14 protein-coding genes and 1 riboswitch are annotated in these 16,343 nt (G+C 64.6%); of the genes, 9 read left to right on the forward strand and 5 right to left on the reverse strand.

The window, feature by feature from the left end:
- Positions 1–15 precede the first annotated feature (15 nt).
- The 6 genes from sdaAB to pssA all read left to right on the forward strand — a co-directional run bounded on the left by sdaAB (position 16) and on the right by pssA (position 6,199).
- Positions 16–687 (forward strand): L-serine ammonia-lyase, iron-sulfur-dependent subunit beta, encoded by a 672-nt coding sequence (gene sdaAB / locus KAR29_RS02110; RefSeq protein ID WP_274374005.1) that lies wholly within the window; start codon positions 16–18, stop codon positions 685–687.
- Positions 684–1,550 (forward strand): L-serine ammonia-lyase, iron-sulfur-dependent, subunit alpha, encoded by an 867-nt coding sequence (gene sdaAA / locus KAR29_RS02115; RefSeq protein WP_274374006.1) that lies wholly within the window; start codon positions 684–686, stop codon positions 1,548–1,550. Before sdaAB ends, sdaAA begins: the two co-directional genes overlap by 4 nt.
- Positions 1,551–1,613: 63 nt before the next feature.
- Positions 1,614–2,324 carry a Rossmann-like domain-containing protein gene (locus KAR29_RS02120; protein WP_274374007.1) on the forward strand — a complete coding sequence of 237 codons (711 nt, stop codon included), beginning with the start codon at positions 1,614–1,616 and terminating at the stop codon, positions 2,322–2,324.
- A gap of 84 nt (positions 2,325–2,408) precedes the next feature.
- The gene (gene gyrA, locus KAR29_RS02125) at positions 2,409–4,853 is read left to right on the forward strand and encodes a DNA gyrase subunit A (RefSeq protein ID WP_274374008.1); all 2,445 of its coding nucleotides are present in this window, start codon (positions 2,409–2,411) and stop codon (positions 4,851–4,853) included.
- 6 nt (positions 4,854–4,859) lie between these two features.
- Positions 4,860–5,480, forward strand: coding sequence for a phosphatidylserine decarboxylase (locus KAR29_RS02130; protein ID WP_274374009.1), 621 nt, complete (start codon positions 4,860–4,862; stop codon positions 5,478–5,480).
- Positions 5,477–6,199, forward strand: coding sequence for a CDP-diacylglycerol--serine O-phosphatidyltransferase (gene pssA, locus KAR29_RS02135; RefSeq protein ID WP_274374010.1), 723 nt, complete (start codon positions 5,477–5,479; stop codon positions 6,197–6,199). The genes KAR29_RS02130 and pssA overlap by 4 nt, the downstream gene beginning before the upstream one ends.
- A gap of 99 nt (positions 6,200–6,298) precedes the next feature.
- Here the strand turns inward: pssA and thiT are convergent, their stop codons facing one another.
- Complete coding sequence (gene thiT, locus KAR29_RS02140) at positions 6,299–6,805, reverse strand: energy-coupled thiamine transporter ThiT (protein WP_274374011.1); 507 nt, start codon at positions 6,803–6,805, stop codon at positions 6,299–6,301.
- Between the two features lie 84 nt (positions 6,806–6,889).
- A riboswitch (TPP riboswitch) is annotated at positions 6,890–6,992 on the reverse strand.
- 144 nt (positions 6,993–7,136) lie between these two features.
- On the opposite strand from thiT, the gene KAR29_RS02145 reads away from it, so the two are divergent.
- On the forward strand, positions 7,137–8,345 hold the full coding sequence (locus KAR29_RS02145; RefSeq protein WP_274374012.1) for an FprA family A-type flavoprotein: 1,209 nt from the start codon (positions 7,137–7,139) through the stop codon (positions 8,343–8,345).
- 57 nt (positions 8,346–8,402) lie between these two features.
- Here KAR29_RS02145 and KAR29_RS02150 read toward each other — a convergent pair whose 3' ends face one another.
- The 4 genes from KAR29_RS02150 to KAR29_RS02165 all read right to left on the reverse strand — a co-directional run bounded on the left by KAR29_RS02150 (position 8,403) and on the right by KAR29_RS02165 (position 13,627).
- Positions 8,403–8,756, reverse strand: coding sequence for a hypothetical protein (locus KAR29_RS02150; RefSeq protein ID WP_274374896.1), 354 nt, complete (start codon positions 8,754–8,756; stop codon positions 8,403–8,405).
- Between the two features lie 229 nt (positions 8,757–8,985).
- A complete protein-coding gene (locus tag KAR29_RS02155) occupies positions 8,986–10,224 on the reverse strand; it encodes an ISNCY family transposase (protein ID WP_274374013.1) in 1,239 nt (412 codons plus the stop codon).
- Positions 10,225–10,514: 290 nt separating this feature from the next.
- On the reverse strand, positions 10,515–11,756 hold the full coding sequence (locus tag KAR29_RS02160) for an ISNCY family transposase (RefSeq protein ID WP_274374014.1): 1,242 nt from the start codon (positions 11,754–11,756) through the stop codon (positions 10,515–10,517).
- A 290-nt stretch (positions 11,757–12,046) separates the two neighbouring features.
- Positions 12,047–13,627, reverse strand: a complete 1,581-nt coding sequence (locus KAR29_RS02165; protein ID WP_311135607.1) for an ISNCY family transposase — start codon at positions 13,625–13,627, stop codon at positions 12,047–12,049.
- Here KAR29_RS02165 and KAR29_RS02170 point away from each other — a divergent pair.
- Both KAR29_RS02170 and KAR29_RS02175 read left to right on the forward strand, forming a co-directional pair.
- Entirely contained in the window at positions 13,578–15,041 is a 1,464-nt protein-coding gene (locus tag KAR29_RS02170; RefSeq protein ID WP_274374016.1) for a DEAD/DEAH box helicase, read from the forward strand. The two genes, KAR29_RS02165 and KAR29_RS02170, sit on opposite strands and share 50 nt — an antisense overlap.
- A gap of 109 nt (positions 15,042–15,150) precedes the next feature.
- Positions 15,151–16,317: an aspartate-alanine antiporter-like transporter gene (locus tag KAR29_RS02175; protein ID WP_274374017.1), complete on the forward strand. Its 1,167-nt coding sequence runs from the start codon at positions 15,151–15,153 to the stop codon at positions 16,315–16,317.
- Positions 16,318–16,343: the final 26 nt, after the last annotated feature.

Here is a 16,343-nt window from a genome sequence, read left to right on the forward strand (position 1 = left end):
GAGAGGAGGGGTGAGATGTCCCTTTTGGAGGTTATCGGACCGGTGATGGTCGGTCCTTCTTCGAGCCACACGGCCGGGGCCGTCCGTCTCGCATGGCTGGCCCGCCAGTGCTGGGGCGAGACGCCCCGGGCCGTCGATCTCTTCCTTCGCGGCAGTTTCGCCGCCACCTACTGGGGCCACGGCACCGATCGGGCCTTGGCCGCCGGTCTCCTCGGCCTGTCTCCCGATGACCCCTCCATTCCGCGGGCTCTCGACCGGGCCCGTGACGAAGGGGTCTCCCTGCGTTTTCGGGCCGAGGAGGTCGACGGTGCCCATCCCAATTCGGTGCGCTTCCTCTTCTCCGGTTCGGGGCGGTCCATGGAGGTCGTCGGCGCCTCTCTCGGCGGCGGTGCCGTCCAGATTCAGGCCATAGACGGCTTCCACCTCGAACTTTCGGGAGAGCTGGACTGCCTCGTCACCTTCCATCGCGATCTGCCCGGCGTCGTCGCCTCCGTGGCTGGCGAGCTGGCCCGGCTGGGCGTCAACATCGCCGCCATGAGCCTCCATCGGGGCGGGCGGGGGGGAAGGGCGGCCATGGTCATCGAATTGGACGAGACGATCGACGAGCCCATCGTCGACGACATCCGCTCCGTCCACGCCGGACTGGAGCGGGTTTTCCTCATTCCGGCCTCGGGAGGGCGGTCATGAGATCTTTCGCCGAAATGCTCGCCAGATCCGGGGAGCTGGGCCTGGACGAGACGGTTCTGCTGCTGGAGGAGGAGAGTTCCGGCGTCGCCCGGCGGCAGCTTCTCGACGCCATGACCTCCCGTCTCGACGCCATGGCCCGGTCCGTCCGCGAGGCCGGGTCGGCTCCCTGCCGGGCCCGCTTCGTCGCCGACGACGCCCTGACGATGAGGGGCTACGAGGGAGGGCTGTCGGGGCCCTTTACCCTCCGGGCCTGCCAGATCGCCCTCTCCGTGGCGGCCTACAACGCCTCCATGGGACGTATCGTCGCCGCCCCGACGGCGGGGAGCTGCGGCATCCTGCCCGGACTTCTCTTCGCCTATGACGAGATCTTCGGTCCCCCTCGGGAGCGTCTCGTCGGAGCCCTCGTCGTCGCCGCCGGCGTCGGCGAGGTCATCGCCCGGAGGGCGACCCTGGCCGGAGCCGAAGGGGGTTGCCAGGCCGAATGCGGTGCCGCCGGCGCCATGGGCGCCGCCGCTCTGGTCTTCCTCCGGGGAGGCCGTCCCGAGGCCTCGGCTCACGGCGCCGCCCTGCTCCTCAAGTCCGTTCTGGGGCTGGTCTGCGATCCCGTGGCCGGTCTCGTCGAAGTTCCCTGCATCAAGCGCAACGGCCTGCTGACGGGACTGACCGTTCTGGCGGCCGATATGGCCCTTGCCGGAATCCGTTCCGTCATCCCCCCCGACGAAGTCGTCGACGCCATGGCCGCCGTCGGACGGGCCATGCCCGACATCTTCCGCGAGACGGCCCGGGGAGGGCTGGCGGCGACGCCGACGGGACGATCTCTGCGCAAGGCTCTCGCCGAGGAGGCTCCCAACCTGCAAGAGTAGAGGGTCTCGGGGGCCGTCGTCGCGGCGAGCCCGGCGCGGTTTACGTTAGGAGGTTCTTCTGCCATGATCGAAGAGAAGCTCTGGGCCGCGGCTCAGGCGGCCGCAGGCGACAGCATCGTCGTCGAGGTGGTCCGCGGCGTCCATTTCACGGCCGTTTTTCTGGGCAACGGCGCCGTAGGCGTGGCCTGCACCTTCGTCGCCCGAGGCGAGGGGGAGGAATGGTCGCAGCCCCTGCTGCTCCACCTTCCGCTGGAGACGGCCGAGCTCCTTCTCCTGGCCCGATCGCCCCATCTCGGGGACAGATCGATCGCCCTGGCCACGGCCAACGCCCTTCTTCAGGCCGAGGATCCTCCCTCACGGGAGGAGCTGCCTCCGCTGAAGAACGAGACGGAGATCGTCGTCGTCGGCAATGTGGGGGGGCTGGTCCGGGAACTGAAGGAAAAGGGCCATCGCCTGCGGGTTTTCGACGAAAACGACAAGAACAGCCTTCCCCTGGACATGGCCGGTCGGCGCCTGGCCGAGGCCGACCTCGTCATCCTGGCCGCCAACACCATCATCAACGGCAGCTGGACCTCCCTGCTGGCGCGGGCCCGTTCGGCCTGGATCGCCGGTCCCTGCTGCCCTCTCGTTCCCCCTCTTTTCGAGGGAACGCCCGTCAAGTGGCTCGTGGGGCGCCGCGTCACCGACGGAGAAAAATTGGGCCGTCTCCTGACCCGGGGCGGAGGGCTCGCCCAACTGGAGCCCTGCATGGAGCGCGTCGTCCTGCCCGTCTGAGCGTGACGTGATAAAATAGATCCCGAGGCTCCGGCGGCCCTTACGGCCGCCTTTTTCCGAGCCGCCAGGAGGTTGCCCTTTCAGATGACCAAAGATAGCGAACGATTGGATTTCGGCACCGTTCTCCCCCTCTCTCTGGAGGAGGAGATCAAGCACAGCTACCTCGATTACGCCATGAGCGTCATCGTCGGTCGCGCCCTCCCCGACGCCAAGGACGGCCTCAAACCCGTGCAGAGGCGGATCCTCTACGCCATGCTCGAGCTGGGGCTGCGCCACAACCAGGCCTACAAGAAGTCGGCCCGCGTCGTGGGCGAGACGATGGGCAAGTACCACCCCCACGGTGACGCGGCCATCTACGACACCATGGCCCGCATGGCCCAGGATTTCAGCATGCGCTATCCCCTCGTCGACGGCCAGGGGAACTTCGGTTCCATCGACGGCGATCCCCCCGCCGCCATGCGCTATACCGAGGCCCGGCTCACGTCGACGGGCGAGGAGATGCTCACCGACATCGACGAGGAGACCGTCGACTGGGGGCCCAACTTCGACGAGTCCCTCAAGGAACCTCGCGTCCTCCCCTCGCTGATCCCGAACCTCCTCGTCAACGGAAGTTCGGGCATCGCCGTCGGCATGGCGACCAACATCCCGCCTCATAACCTGAGCGAAGTCGTCGACGCCCTCTGCCTCGTCCTGGACAACGACGAGACGGAGCTGGGCGAGATCCTCTCCGTCCTTCCCGGTCCCGATTTTCCCACGGGGGGCGTCATCCTGGGCCGGGACGGAATCGTCGACGCCTACAGGACGGGGCGCGGGCGCGTCGTCGTCCGGGGCAAGGCGGAGGTGGAGAGCGGCAAGCGCGGAAAAGGGCGGATTCTCATCACCGAGATCCCCTACATGGTCAACAAGACCAACCTCATCGAGACCATCGCCAAGTGCGCCCAGAACAAGACCATCAACGGCGTCACCGATATCCGCGACGAATCGGACCGCAAGGGGCTGCGCATCGTCCTCGAGGTCTCCCGCGACGCCGATCCCGAGGTGACCCTCCGTCAGCTCTACAGCCGGACCCAGCTTCAGTCCACCTTCGGCGTCATCAACCTGGCCCTGGTCAACAACGAGCCGCGCGTCCTTCCCGTGAGGGAGATGCTTCGCATCTTCCTCGACCATCGGCGGTCCGTCGTGCGCAGGCGGACGGAGTACCGCCTCCGCAGGGCCCAGGAGAGGGCTCACATCGTCGAAGGCCTCGTCAAGGCTCTCGACCTCATCGATCGGGTCATCGCCCTCATCAGGGGCGCCTCCGACCCGAACGCGGCCCGGGCGGGGCTGGTGGAGGAGCTGGCCTTCTCCGAGGCTCAGGCTCAGGCCATCCTCGACATGAGGCTCCAGCGCCTCACGGGGCTCGAGCGGCGCAAGCTGGAGGAAGAGCTCGCGGGCCTTCTGGCCGAGATCGAGCGGTTCCGGGCCATCCTGGGCAACGAGGCCCTCCTCGACGGCGTCGTCAAGGAGGAGCTCCTGGAGCTCAAAAAGCGCTTCGGCGACGGCCGGCGGACGCGCATCGCCGACGACGTCGACGAGACGTTGGCCGAAGATCTCATCCCCGAGTCGGAAATCGTCGTCGTCCTCTCTCGGGATAACTTCCTCCGGCGGATGCAGCTTCAGGATTACCGCTGCCAGCTCAAGGGGGGCAAGGGCGTCAAGGGCGCTCAGCCCAAGGGGGAGGACGAGATCAGCCTCCTCTCGGTGACGACGACGCACCGCGACCTCTTCCTCTTCACGACCAGGGGCCGCGTCTTCGCCATCAAGGGCTACGTCGTTCCCGAGCCCAAGACGGGCAAGGGAAAGCACGTGGGCACCTTCATCCCCCTCGAAGAGGGAGAGCGCGTCGTGGCGCTCCGCGACAGCCATCTCGACGGGGCCAAGTTCGTCTTCTTCCTCACCGTTCAGGGCATCGCCAAGAGGATCGAAGTCGGCGAGCTCTCCAACCTGACCCGGGCGGGACGGCGCATTCTGGGTCTGGCCGAGGGAGACGAGATCGCCAGGGTCCATCTCACCTCGGGAGGCGACGAACTCATCCTCACGACGGCCCAGGGACAGGCCCTGCGCGTTGCCGAAGACGAGTTCCGCCCCCTGGGACGTCAGGCCCGCGGCGTCCGGGCCATCCGCCTCGGCGAGAGCGACTGCGTCGTCGGCTGCGACGTCGTCCGCCAGGATCAGCAGATGCTCTGCATCTCCCAGTTCGGCCTGGGCAAGAAGACGGCCTATGACCAGTTCGCCCTCCATCATCGAGGCGGTTCGGGCGTGAAGGTCATGAATCTGGGCGATCGGACGGGTCCCCTCGTCGGAAGCTGGGGCGTCCGCGACGGCGACGAGCTCCTCGTCATCTCCGGCCGGGGACGGGTCATCCGCTTCTCCGTCGACGATATCCCCAGCCTGAGCCGCATCGCCCGCGGATCGATCCTGGTCCGTCTCGACGACGACGACGCCGTTGCCGACGTCAGCGTCTTCCGCTGCGATCCCGAAGAGGACTAGCTCTCCATGAAGATCGCTCCCGACGGGAAGAGGAGCGTGGCCGTCGCCTTCCTGGTCACCCTCCTTGCCGTTCCTCTTTTTCCCCCCCTCGCCTGGGCCACGTCGCTGGCAACCCTCGGCCTCCTCTGGTTCTACCGGGATCCCGACAGGAAGGCCCCGGAGGACGACAGGCGATGGGTCAGCCCCGCCGACGGCAAGGTCGTCGAGATCTTCGAGGCCCGACATCCCTACGTGGGGAAGGCCCTCAAGGTGGGGATCTTCATGTCGCCTCTCGACGTCCACGTCAACAGGGCCCCTGCGGCGGGAGTCGTCGAGTTTCTCGATTACGTGCCGGGCAGGAAGCTCATGGCCTTCAACGAAAAGGCCTCGGAGGAGAACGAACGCTTCTACGTCGGCCTGAGGACCGAAGAGGGGCCTCTGCTCCTCGTCCAGGTCGCCGGCTTCCTGGCTCGACGCATCGTCTGCCGCCTCCGCCGTGGAGACCCTTTGACAGGAGGCGAGCGATACGGGATGATTAAGCTCGGCTCGAAAGTCGATGTCTACCTTCCGGCCTCCGTCCGTCCCGTCGTCGTCGTGGGACAGAGAGTGAGAGCCGGGGAGACCGTGATCGGAGTTGTTGAAAAGTGAAAAAATCGAAGCGCAGGACTCTTTCGTTCAGGCAGATCATTCCCAACATGATCACCAGCGGCAACATCCTCTGCGGCATGCTCGCCCTCGTCCTGGTCTTCCACGGCAAGGTCAGTCACGCCGCCTGGCTCGTCTTCATGGCCGTCTTCTTCGACTTCATGGACGGCAAGGTGGCCCGCAGCATCGGAGGCAGCAGCGCCTTCGGCGTCGAACTGGACAGCCTCGCCGACGTCGTCAGCTTCGGCGTCGCCCCGGCCCTCATCTTCTACTCGGCCTATCTCCAGGGCTGGAAGGGCGTCACCGGCGCTCTCGTCGCGGCCTTCTTCGCCCTCTGCGGCGCCCTGCGGCTGGCCCGTTTCAACGTCCACCACGTCGACGGCGCCTTCCAGGGATTCCCCATCCCTGCGGCGGGCCTCTTCCTCGCCTCCGTCGTCATGGCCGGCTGGCGCCTCCCCGCCTCTCTGGCCGCTCCCGTTGCCCTGTCCGTGGGGCTTCTCATGGTCTCCAGCGTGCCTTTTGGCAACCTCAAGAAGCTGCGCAAGGGGAACGTGAACCACTACAAGGCGATCTTTCTCTTCGGATTCGTCTTCTCCCTCTTCGTCCTTCTCCGCGGCGCCGCGCCGCTGGCAGCCATCTCCGTCTATCTCGCCAGCGGTTTCCTCCGCTTCGACTGGGCCGACTGGCTCTCTCTCGTCCCCGAGCCCGTCGAAGGGGATTGACGCGAAAAGAGCCGCCTGCCTCAAGGCAGGCGGCTCTTTTCGCGCGCCGAAGGGGGAACCCTTCCGGCCCCCCTCGTCACGGGAGGGGGGCCGAGGGACTCATTCCCGGCGGAGCCTTTCCAGGCGGGGGACGAGGAGGTAACAGGCGACGACGGTCAGAAGCAGGTTGGGGACCATGAAGGAACCGTTGTAGCCGATGGAGTAGAGCCAGACGTTGGTTCCCTCCGGGGCGTAGCTGCCGAAAAAGAGGGCGCCCGAGAGGACGTGACAGCCGAAGCGGGCCAGGCTTCCAAGGAAGGCCCCGGCCCAGAGGGGGCGCGGTGCCAGGGCGGCCAGGCCGAGGGAGGCGAAGGCCAGGGGGTAGTCGAGAAGGGCCTGGGCGGGGTGGACGACGTAGCCTCCGAGAAGGAGCTGGATCAGGCCTGCGGCGCTTCCCGCGACGAGACCTCCCCTCCATCCCCGCCGAAGGGCGAAGACGATGAGGGGGACGTTTTCGAGGGTGATGGAGCCTCCCTGAGGCATGTTCCAGATCTTGAGGTAGGAAAGAGCCACGGCGAGAGCGGTCGCCAGTGCCCCTTCGACGAGGGTGCGGGTACTGAGTCTCATCGTTTCCGATCCGTCCTTTCTTCTCCGCGAGCCGGAGGAGAGCACAAAAAAACCCCCAGCGACGCGCTGGAGGGAGACGGGCCTCGGAAGATAAGGGCACCTCCCCGTCCAGCATGACCTGGTCAGGTCCCAGGAGTCGGGGCGAAGGCCCCCTCTCAGCCGCCAAGCGGCTCCCCCGGTGCTCTCTTGCAGGGCTTTTATACCGCTGCGTGAGCCTCTTGTCAAAGAGGGATCGGAGGTTTTTGACAGGACGTGAGGGTGGAACTACTCTAGACGGGAATCGGGTTTTCTCATCGGCGGCCAGCCGAGGCCGCAAGGAGGAGGGAAAAGCATGTACGAGGCCATTCCAGTCAAGAAAGACATCTTCTGGGTCGGAGCCAACGACCACGAGACGGACCTTTTCGAGTCCCTCTGGCCCCTTCCCCGGGGCGTCTCCTATAACGCCTATCTCGTCGTGGGGGAGAAGACGGCCCTCATCGACACCGTCAAAAGTTCTTCAATGAACGTTCTCATCGACAAGATCGAGGCCGTCATCGGCAAACGCCCCCTCGACTATCTCGTCGTCAACCACATGGAGCCCGATCATTCGGGATCGATGAAGGTCCTCAAGGCCATCTATCCCGAGCTGAAGATCGTCGGAAACGCCCAGACGAAGGGGATGTTCGAGAGCTTCTACGCCCTCACCGACGACATCGTCGTCGTCAAGGAGGGCGATGTCCTCGATCTGGGTGGCCACCAGCTCCGCTTCCACATGATCCCCATGGTCCACTGGCCGGAGACGATGGTCGCCTATGACCTGGAGTCGAAGGTCCTTTTCACCTGCGACGCCTTCGGCGGGTTCGGAACCCTCGACGGCGGCATCTTCGACGACGAAGTGGACATGGGCTTCTACGAGGACGAGATCCTCCGCTACTTCTCCAACATCGTCGGCCGCTACAGTCCCCAGGTCCAGAAGGCCATCGAAAAGCTCAAGGGGCTGGAGATCGCCGTCATCGCCCCCTCTCACGGTCCCGTCCATCGCAGGAATCCCGCCAAGATCGTCGCCCTCTACGACCGCTGGAGCCGCCACGTTTCGGAGTGCGGCGCCGTCGTGGTCTACGGCTCCATGTACGGTCACACGCAGCGAATGGCCGAGGCCGTGGCTCGGGCCATGGCCGAAGAGGGGATCGAGCGGATCATCGTCCACGACGTTTCGAGGAGCCACGTCTCCTACGTCGTCAAGGACATCTGGCGCTTCCGCGGCCTCGTCCTGGCCAGCTGCACCTACAACATGACCCTTTTCCCGCCTCTGGCGACGCTTCTCGAACATCTGCGGAACAAGATGCTCAAAGATCGTCTTGTCGGCCTCTGCGGCTCCTACACCTGGGCCCAGAGCGTCGCTCTCAAATCCCTTCTCGAGTTCGCCCACTCCGGCGGCTGGGAGCTCGTCGATCCCCAGGTGGAGATGAAGTCGGCTCCCAACAGGGCCGTCCTGGAGGCCTGCTCCCTCCTGGGCAAGAACATGGCCGGCCGCCTCAAGGCCTGTGACGGCCGGGCCTGAAACCAGAGGCTCCGACGCGGAAGGCCGTCCCCTTCGTGAGGGGGGCGGCCTTTTTCGTCATGTTTTTTTTCGGAATCGATCGGCGGTGTGGAAGACCGTTCCTCCCTGGGAGTTCCCCTTGGAGAGGTTTTTCTGGAAGGCCTTCAGGAGACGGGCCCGGTCGTCGGCGTCGTCGACGCGTCCGTCCTCGCCCCAGAGGCGGATGCGGCCTGTGGACACGAGGATGTCGATGTCGGAGGACTCCTCTCCGAGAGCCTCGGCGAGGTCGTGGACGTTGAGCCTCTCCTGGGGATGGTCGCGCAGGTACTCCCGGGCCCGGGAGTAGATTCTGTCCAGTTCCTTGCTGCAGGTGGGGCAGATCCGCGGTCCCGGAGAGCCGAAGAGCTTGGAACAGCGATCGCAGGTCACCATGTTCAAGGCAGATCACCTCCTCATAGAGCAGTATGACGGTTCGGGCCGGAGAAGAAAAGAGGAGGGGCTGTGCCCCTCCGAGATCGGGCGATGCGAAAGGCCTGTCAAGGGACACTAAAAATGTCATCTAAAAAGAGGGTCTGAGGGACAATGAAAGTGTCGCTTTCGAGGGGCTGAAATCGCCCCCGTCAACAGCCCGCCTTGGCTTTCCTCCGCGGCGGATGTCCTTCTAGGGAGGGGAACCCGTCCCTTGCTCGGAGCCGACCGCCGCGGCAGGAGGAGCGGGATTCTGTCGCCAGGGATGGTCTGCCGCCGGCTTCCTCTGCTTCTTCGTTTTGCATGGAGTGCCTGTCTTCGTCTCGATGACAGGCGGGGGAGTCGCAGGGGGCTCTTTGTCGACGGCTGCGAGATCGTAGAGCCCGTCATGGACAAGAGCCAGGAGTTTCCCGTCGAGCTTCTCGATGACCTTGACCGCCTGTCCCCTGGCAAGAAGCAGGGGGCGTCTGCGGGGGCCTATCAGGGCGTACAGTTTTCCGTCGAGGGAAATCGTCGAGTCTCCCGAGGCCTTCCGGTCGGTCTGGCGAGTCAGGAGGAGATCGAGAGCGGGTCCGTCCGGCGGAGGGAGAAAGGCAGATGCCCCCTCTGCGGGAGGACGAGCGAACCTCGGGTTATGGACCTCTCCCGGGTAGGCGGCGAGCAGGACGTTGGCCTCTTCGATCGTTTTCACTCCGGCCAGTCGGAAGGCGACGACGAGACGATCCTGAAGAGTTCCCCAGAGCCTTTCGATCCGCCCCTTCGCCTGGGGAGACCCTGCAGGGACATAGCGAGTTCCGAGAGCCTCCAGAGCGCGGCCGAACTGGGTTACAGGCGCCGAGTCCTCCAGCTCCTCCTTGATCGTCAGTTTTTCCGACTTGGGAGAAAGGAAGATGGTGTGGCGGTCGGCGTAAAGCTCGCGAGGCACGCCGTGGCGATCAAGCATCTGACGGAGCACGCGGAAGTAGCCGAAGAGGCACTCATTCCTGGCCATCCACAGACCGAGGACCTCTCCTGTGGCATCGTCCACGCCGTGGAGAGTGCAACGCTCACCGATCTCGAACCAATCGAAAGGAGAGGCGTCCATCTGGACCAGATCGCCTCGTCGGGACCGTCGGACCCTGCGGGAACGCCGCTTCGGGGCCCGGTGGCGATGAACGAGGGACAGGTTCTCCGCGCGAAGGAAACGGGCGATGCTCTTGGCGCTCAGCACGAGATCATGCTCTTCGGCAAGGAGTTCGGCCATGTGCTGACAGCTCGTATCCCTGTAAAGACCCTTGGCCAGACTGACGACGAAATCCCGTGTCTCCTGAGAGATTCTGCGCCGGGACGGTTTGCCTCGTCCCTTGTGCAGGAGCCCCTGCGCTCCTTCTTCCCGGTAGCGTCGTTTGAGCCGAAAGACCTGACGGCGGCTCAGACCGAGCCGATCGGCCACCTCCTGAACCGTCAGGTTGCCCCAGCCTCTTCCACCAACCCCAAGCGCCTTGCTTCTTTTGTCTTCATGAGTAGGTCTCTCCTGGTCGTCATAAGTGACATTTTCCCTGTCCTCTTCACGAGTGACAATACCATTGTCCGGCGACAGGGCGATGCGAAAGGCCTGTCAAGGGACACTAAAAATGTCATCTAAAAAGAGGGTCTGAGGGACAATGAAAGTGTCGCTTTCGAGGGGCTGAAATCGCCCCCGTCAACAGCCCGCCTTGGCTTTCCTCCGCGGCGGAGGTCCTTCTAGGGAGGGGAACCCGTCCCTTGCTCGGAGCCGACCGCCGCGGCAGGAGGAGCGGGATTCTGTCGCCAGGGATGGTCTGCCGCCGGCTTCCTCTGCTTCTTCGTTTTGCATGGAGTGCCTGTCTTCGTCTCGATGACAGGCGGGGGAGTCGCAGGGGGCTCTTTGTCGACGGCTGCGAGATCGTAGAGCCCGTCATGGACAAGAGCCAGGAGTTTCCCGTCGAGCTTCTCGATGACCTTGACCGCCTGTCCTCTGGCAAGAAGCAGGGGGCGTCTGCGGGGGCCTATCAGGGCGTACTGTTTTCCGTCGAGGGAAATCGTCGAGTCTCCCGAGGCCTTCCGGTCGGTCTGGCGAGTCAGGAGGAGATCGAGAGCGGGGCCGTCCGGCGGAGGGAGAAAGGCAGATGCCCCCTCTGCGGGAGGACGAGCGAACCTCGGGTTATGGACCTCTCCCGGGTAGGCGGCGAGCAGGACGTTGGCCTCTTCGATCGTTTTCACTCCGGCCCGTCGGAAGGCGACGACGAGACGATCCTGAAGAGTTCCCCAGAGCCTTTCGATCCGCCCCTTCGCCTGGGGAGACCCTGCAGGGACATAGCGAGTTCCGAGAGCCTCCAGAGCGCGGCCGAACTGGGTTACAGGCGCCGAGTCCTCCAGCTCCTCCTTGATCGTCAGTTTTTCCGACTTGGGAGAAAGGAAGATGGTGTGGCGGTCGGCGTAAAGCTCGCGAGGCACGCCGTGGCGATCAAGCATCTGACGGAGCACGCGGAAGTAGCCGAAGAGGCACTCATTCCTGGCCATCCACAGACCGAGGACCTCTCCTGTGGCATCGTCAATCACGCCGTGGAGAGTGCAACGCTCACCGATCTCGAACCAATCGAAAGGAGAGGCGTCCATCTGGACCAGATCGCCTCGTCGGGACCGTCGGACCCTGCGGGAACGCCGCTTCGGGGCCCGGTGGCGATGAACGAGGGACAGGTTCTCCGCGCGAAGGAAACGGGCGATGCTCTTGGCGCTCAGCACGAGATCATGCTCTTCGGCAAGGAGTTCGGCCATGTGCTGACAGCTCGTATCCCTGTAAAGACCCTTGGCCAGACTGACGACGAAATCCCGTGTCTCCTGAGAGATTCTGCGCCGGGACGGTTTGCCTCGTCCCTTGTGCAGGAGCCCCTGCGCTCCTTCTTCCCGGTAGCGTCGTTTGAGCCGAAAGACCTGACGGCGGCTCAGACCGAGCCGATCGGCCACCTCCTGAACCGTCAGGTTGCCCCAGCCTCTTCCACCAACCCCAAGCGCCTTGCTTCTTTTGTCTTCATGAGTAGGTCTCTCCTGGTCGTCATAAGTGACATTTTCCCTGTCCTCTTCACGAGTGACAATACCATTGTCCGGCGACAGGGCGATGCGAAAGGCCTGTCAAGGGACACTAAAAATGTCATCTAAAAAGAGGGTCTGAGGGACAATGAAAGTGTCGCTTTCGAGGGGCTGAAATCGCCCCCGTCAACAGCCCGCCTTGGCTTTCCTCCGCGGCGGAGGTCCTTCTAGGGAGGGGAACCCGTCCCTTGCTCGGAGCCGACCGCCGCGGCAGGAGGAGCGGGATTCTGTCGCCAGGGATGGTCTGCCGCCGGCTTCCTCTGCTTCTTCGTTTTGCATGGAGTGCCTGTCTTCGTCTCGATGACAGGCGGGGGAGTCGCAGGGGGCTCTTTGTCGACGGCTGCGAGATCGTAGAGCCCGTCATGGACAAGAGCCAGGAGTTTCCCGTCGAGCTTCTCGATGACCTTGACCGCCTGTCCCCTGGCAAGAAGCAGGGGGCGTCTGCGGGGGCCTATCAGGGCGTACTGTTTTCCGTCGAGGGAAATCGTCGAGTCTCCCGAGGCCTTCCGGTCGGTCTGGCGAGTCAGGAGGAGATCGAGAGCGGGGCCGTCCGGCGGAGGGAGAAAGGCAGATGCCCCCTCTGCGGGAGGACGAGCGAACCTCGGGTTATGGACCTCTCCCGGGTAGGCGGCGAGCAGGACGTTGGCCTCTTCGATCGTTTTCACTCCGGCCCGTCGGAAGGCGACGACGAGACGATCCTGAAGAGTTCCCCAGAGCCTTTCGATCCGCCCCTTCGCCTGGGGAGACCCTGCAGGGACATAGCGAGTTCCGAGAGCCTCCAGAGCGCGGCCGAACTGGGTTACAGGCGCCGAGTCCTCCAGCTCCTCCTTGATCGTCAGTTTTTCCGACTTGGGAGAAAGGAAGATGGTGTGGCGGTCGGCGTAAAGCTCGCGAGGCACGCCGTGGCGATCAAGCATCTGACGGAGCACGCGGAAGTAGCCGAAGAGGCACTCATTCCTGGCCATCCACAGACCGAGGACCTCTCCTGTGGCATCGTCCACGCCGTGGAGAGTGCAACGCTCACCGATCTCGAACCAATCGAAAGGAGAGGCGTCCATCTGGACCAGATCGCCTCGTCGGGACCGTCGGACCCTGCGGGAACGCCGCTTCGGGGCCCGGTGGCGATGAACGAGGGACAGGTTCTCCGCGCGAAGGAAACGGGCGATGCTCTTGGCGCTCAGCACGAGATCATGCTCTTCGGCAAGGAGTTCGGCCATGTGCTGACAGCTCGTATCCCTGTAAAGACCCTTGGCCAGACTGACGACGAAATCCCGTGTCTCCTGAGAGATTCTGCGCCGGGACGGTTTGCCTCGTCCCTTGTGCAGGAGCCCCTGCGCTCCTTCTTCCCGGTAGCGTCGTTTGAGCCGAAAGACCTGACGGCGGCTCAGACCGAGCCGATCGGCCACCTCCTGAACCGTCAGGTTGCCCGCGACAGCCTCTTCCACCAACCCCAAGCGCCTTGCTTCTTTTGTCTTCATGAGTAGGTCTCTCCTGGTCGTCATAAGTGACATTTTCCCTGTCCTCTTCACGAGTGACAATACCATTGTCCGGCGACAGGGCGATGCGAAAGGCCTTGACAGATCGTCGTTATCAGGGACAATGGGGGTAGCTTGAGGCTGTAGGGATGCCGGGGCTGCCCGTAGAAAAGGGCGCCCCCATTTTTTGCTCCCCTGGCCTCGTCGTTCAGGAGGAGATAGTTTGTCCATCAACACCGTTCGTTTTTCCGATTTTGATCTGAAACCCAGCATTCAAGAGGCCATCGCCCAGCACGGCTTCGAGACGCCCACGCCCGTTCAGGAGGCTGTCTTAGGCCTTCCCGACGTCCTGTCGACGGATCTCGTCGTTCAGGCCAAGACGGGCTCGGGCAAGACCCTCGCCTTTTCCCTTCCCCTCATCAACGACCTCGTCGCCGGAGGCGTTCCCCGCATCCTCGTTCTGGCGCCGACGCGGGAACTGGCCCAGCAGACGGCGGGAGAGATGGAGTGGCTCGGCCGTCCTCTGGGCATGTCCGTGGCCGTCCTCGTCGGAGGCGTTCCCATCGGCCCCCAGATTTCCCAGCTCCGCCGCGGCGCCTCTCTCGTCGTCGGGACGCCGGGGCGGGTCATCGACCACCTCGAGCGGGGAACCCTCAACGCCGCCACGATCGAAAGCCTTATCCTCGACGAAGGGGACCACATGCTCGACCTGGGTTTCCGCGACGAGCTCGAGTCCATCCTGAAGCGGATGACCGCCATCAAAAGGACCTGGCTCTTCTCGGCCACCATTCCCGACTCGGTCCGCTACCTCGTCAGACGCTACCTCAAGGATCCGCGCAAGCTGACCCTTTCCGTCGACGAGACGGTCAACGACGACATCTCCCACAAGGCCTTCGTCTGTCCCTCGCGGAGACGCTACGAGGCCCTCGTCAACGTCCTCCTCTGGGAGCGTCCCGAGCGGGCCATCGTCTTCTGCGCCACCAAGGTGGAGACGGCCGATGTGGCCCTTCGCCTGGCCCAGGCCGGTTTCGGCGCCCATCCCATCCATGGCGACATGGGGCAGAGGGAGCGCAATCACGCGCTGGAGATGTTCCGGAGCAGCACGACGGGCATCCTCGTCGCCACCGACGTGGCCGCCCGCGGCCTGGACGTGACGGGTGTGACCCACGTCATTCAGCTCGGTCTCCCCTCCAACATCGAGGCCTACGTCCACCGCAGCGGGCGGACGGGCCGGGCCGGCCACAGCGGCATCAGCGTGACGCTGCTGTCGCCCGTCGAGGCCCGCCGCATGAAGGGCCTCGTCCGCAGCTTCTCCGTCCAGATCAACTGGTTTCCCGTTCCCGACAGGGGCGACCTGGAGAAGCTGGAGCATCTTCGCCTCAACGAGGAGCTGGACAAGCTTGCCGCTCTTCCCGACGGGAAGGACTATGGCGAGCTGGCACGGGCCATCCTCGAGCGGGACGACGCCGTCGAGGTGACGGCCGGCCTGTTGGCTCGACTGGCCTTCGAAGGGCCTCGAGGCTATTCCCTCAAGGCAGAGCTGGAGGCCGAACAGGACCGGGCCAACCGCGATCGGGGCCGTCGTCCCGATCCCCGCAGCAGCAATCGCCGAAGCGAGTACAGGGGCGATCGCTCCCGCAATTTCGCCGCCTCCGGAAGTCGTCCCCGCCCTCGCGGCGCCCGCTGAGGCGACGGGACCTGAAGAAAGAAAAAGGGCCGATTCGAAAGAATCGGCCCTTTTCACATCTTGCCCCTTTGCGTATAGTCTTCCCTGTCGTCTCCTCCAGAGAAAGGGCGTGATTCCCGTGAAAGAGCTTCTCGGCGATCCCCTGTTGCTGCTGTCCCTGGCCGTCGTCTCGGGCTATGCCTTGGGACGCCTTCGTTTCGGGCGGATCAGCCTGGGACTTTCCGGTGCCCTCTTCACGGGGCTCCTCTTCGGCATGGCCGGAGGGAGCGTTCCCCGGGAGTACTTTTCCTGGAATCTCCTCGTCTTCGTCGTCGCCGTCGGTCTCCTGGCCTCGGAGGATATCGTCGGGGCCGTCAGGCTCTACGGCTGGCGTTTCCCCCTTCTCAGTCTCGCCGTGACCTTTTCCGGAGCCCTGGTCCTCTTCTTTTCCGCTCTTTTCTTCGGCCGAGCCGTCGATCCCTTCCTCGTCGTCGGGACCTACACGGGGGCCCTGACGAGTTCTCCCGGCCTCGGCGCCGCCTTGGAGGCGACGGGGGGCAATCCCCTCGTCGTCGTCGGCTATACGGTGGCCTACCCTTTCGGCGTCGTCGCCGTCGTCCTCTTCGTCCAGCTGGCTCCGATCGTTTTCGCCATCGACGTGGAGGAGGAGCGCCGGTCCCTGGCCTCGCTCCGCCGGTCGAAAGGTCTTCAGGTGCCCTCTGAGGGTTCCGTGGGCTTTTCCCTCGTCGCCTTCGCCCTCTCCATGGCTCTGGGCAGTCTCGTCGGCGCCGTCAAGGTCCCCCTTCCCGGCCTGGGCTCCCTCTCCCTGGGAGCGACGGGAGGGGCTCTCCTCGTCGCCCTCGCCGCCGGAACGCTGGGACGGGTCGGTCCTCTGGCCTTCCGCATGGACCCGTCGATCCTGGGGGCCTTCCGTTCCCTCTCCCTGGCCTTCTTCCTGGCCGCCTCGGGGCTGATGGCCGGTCCCCAGATCGTGGCGGCCCTCAGCGAGCACGGCCTGCTTCTCATCGCCATGGGGCTCGTCTCGGCCCTTTTCGCCGAAGCCGTAGGATACTTCATGGGACGTCGCCTGTGGAAAATGAACTGGATTCTCCTCTCCGGCGCCATCTGCGGCGCCATGACGAGCACGCCGGGACTGGGCGCGGCCATCGACGCCACGGGCTCGGAGGAGTGCGCCGCCGGCTACGGCGCGGCCTACCCCGTGGCCATCGTGGGCATGGTCCTTTTTACCTCCCTGCTCCATCTCGGCCTGAGGGCGGTGGCGCTTTCGGGCGGCTAGGAGGTATAATGCGAAACAGTGTATTC

The sequence above is a fragment of the Aminithiophilus ramosus genome, from assembly GCF_018069705.1.
Classification (GTDB): Bacteria; Synergistota; Synergistia; order Synergistales; family Aminithiophilaceae; genus Aminithiophilus; species Aminithiophilus ramosus.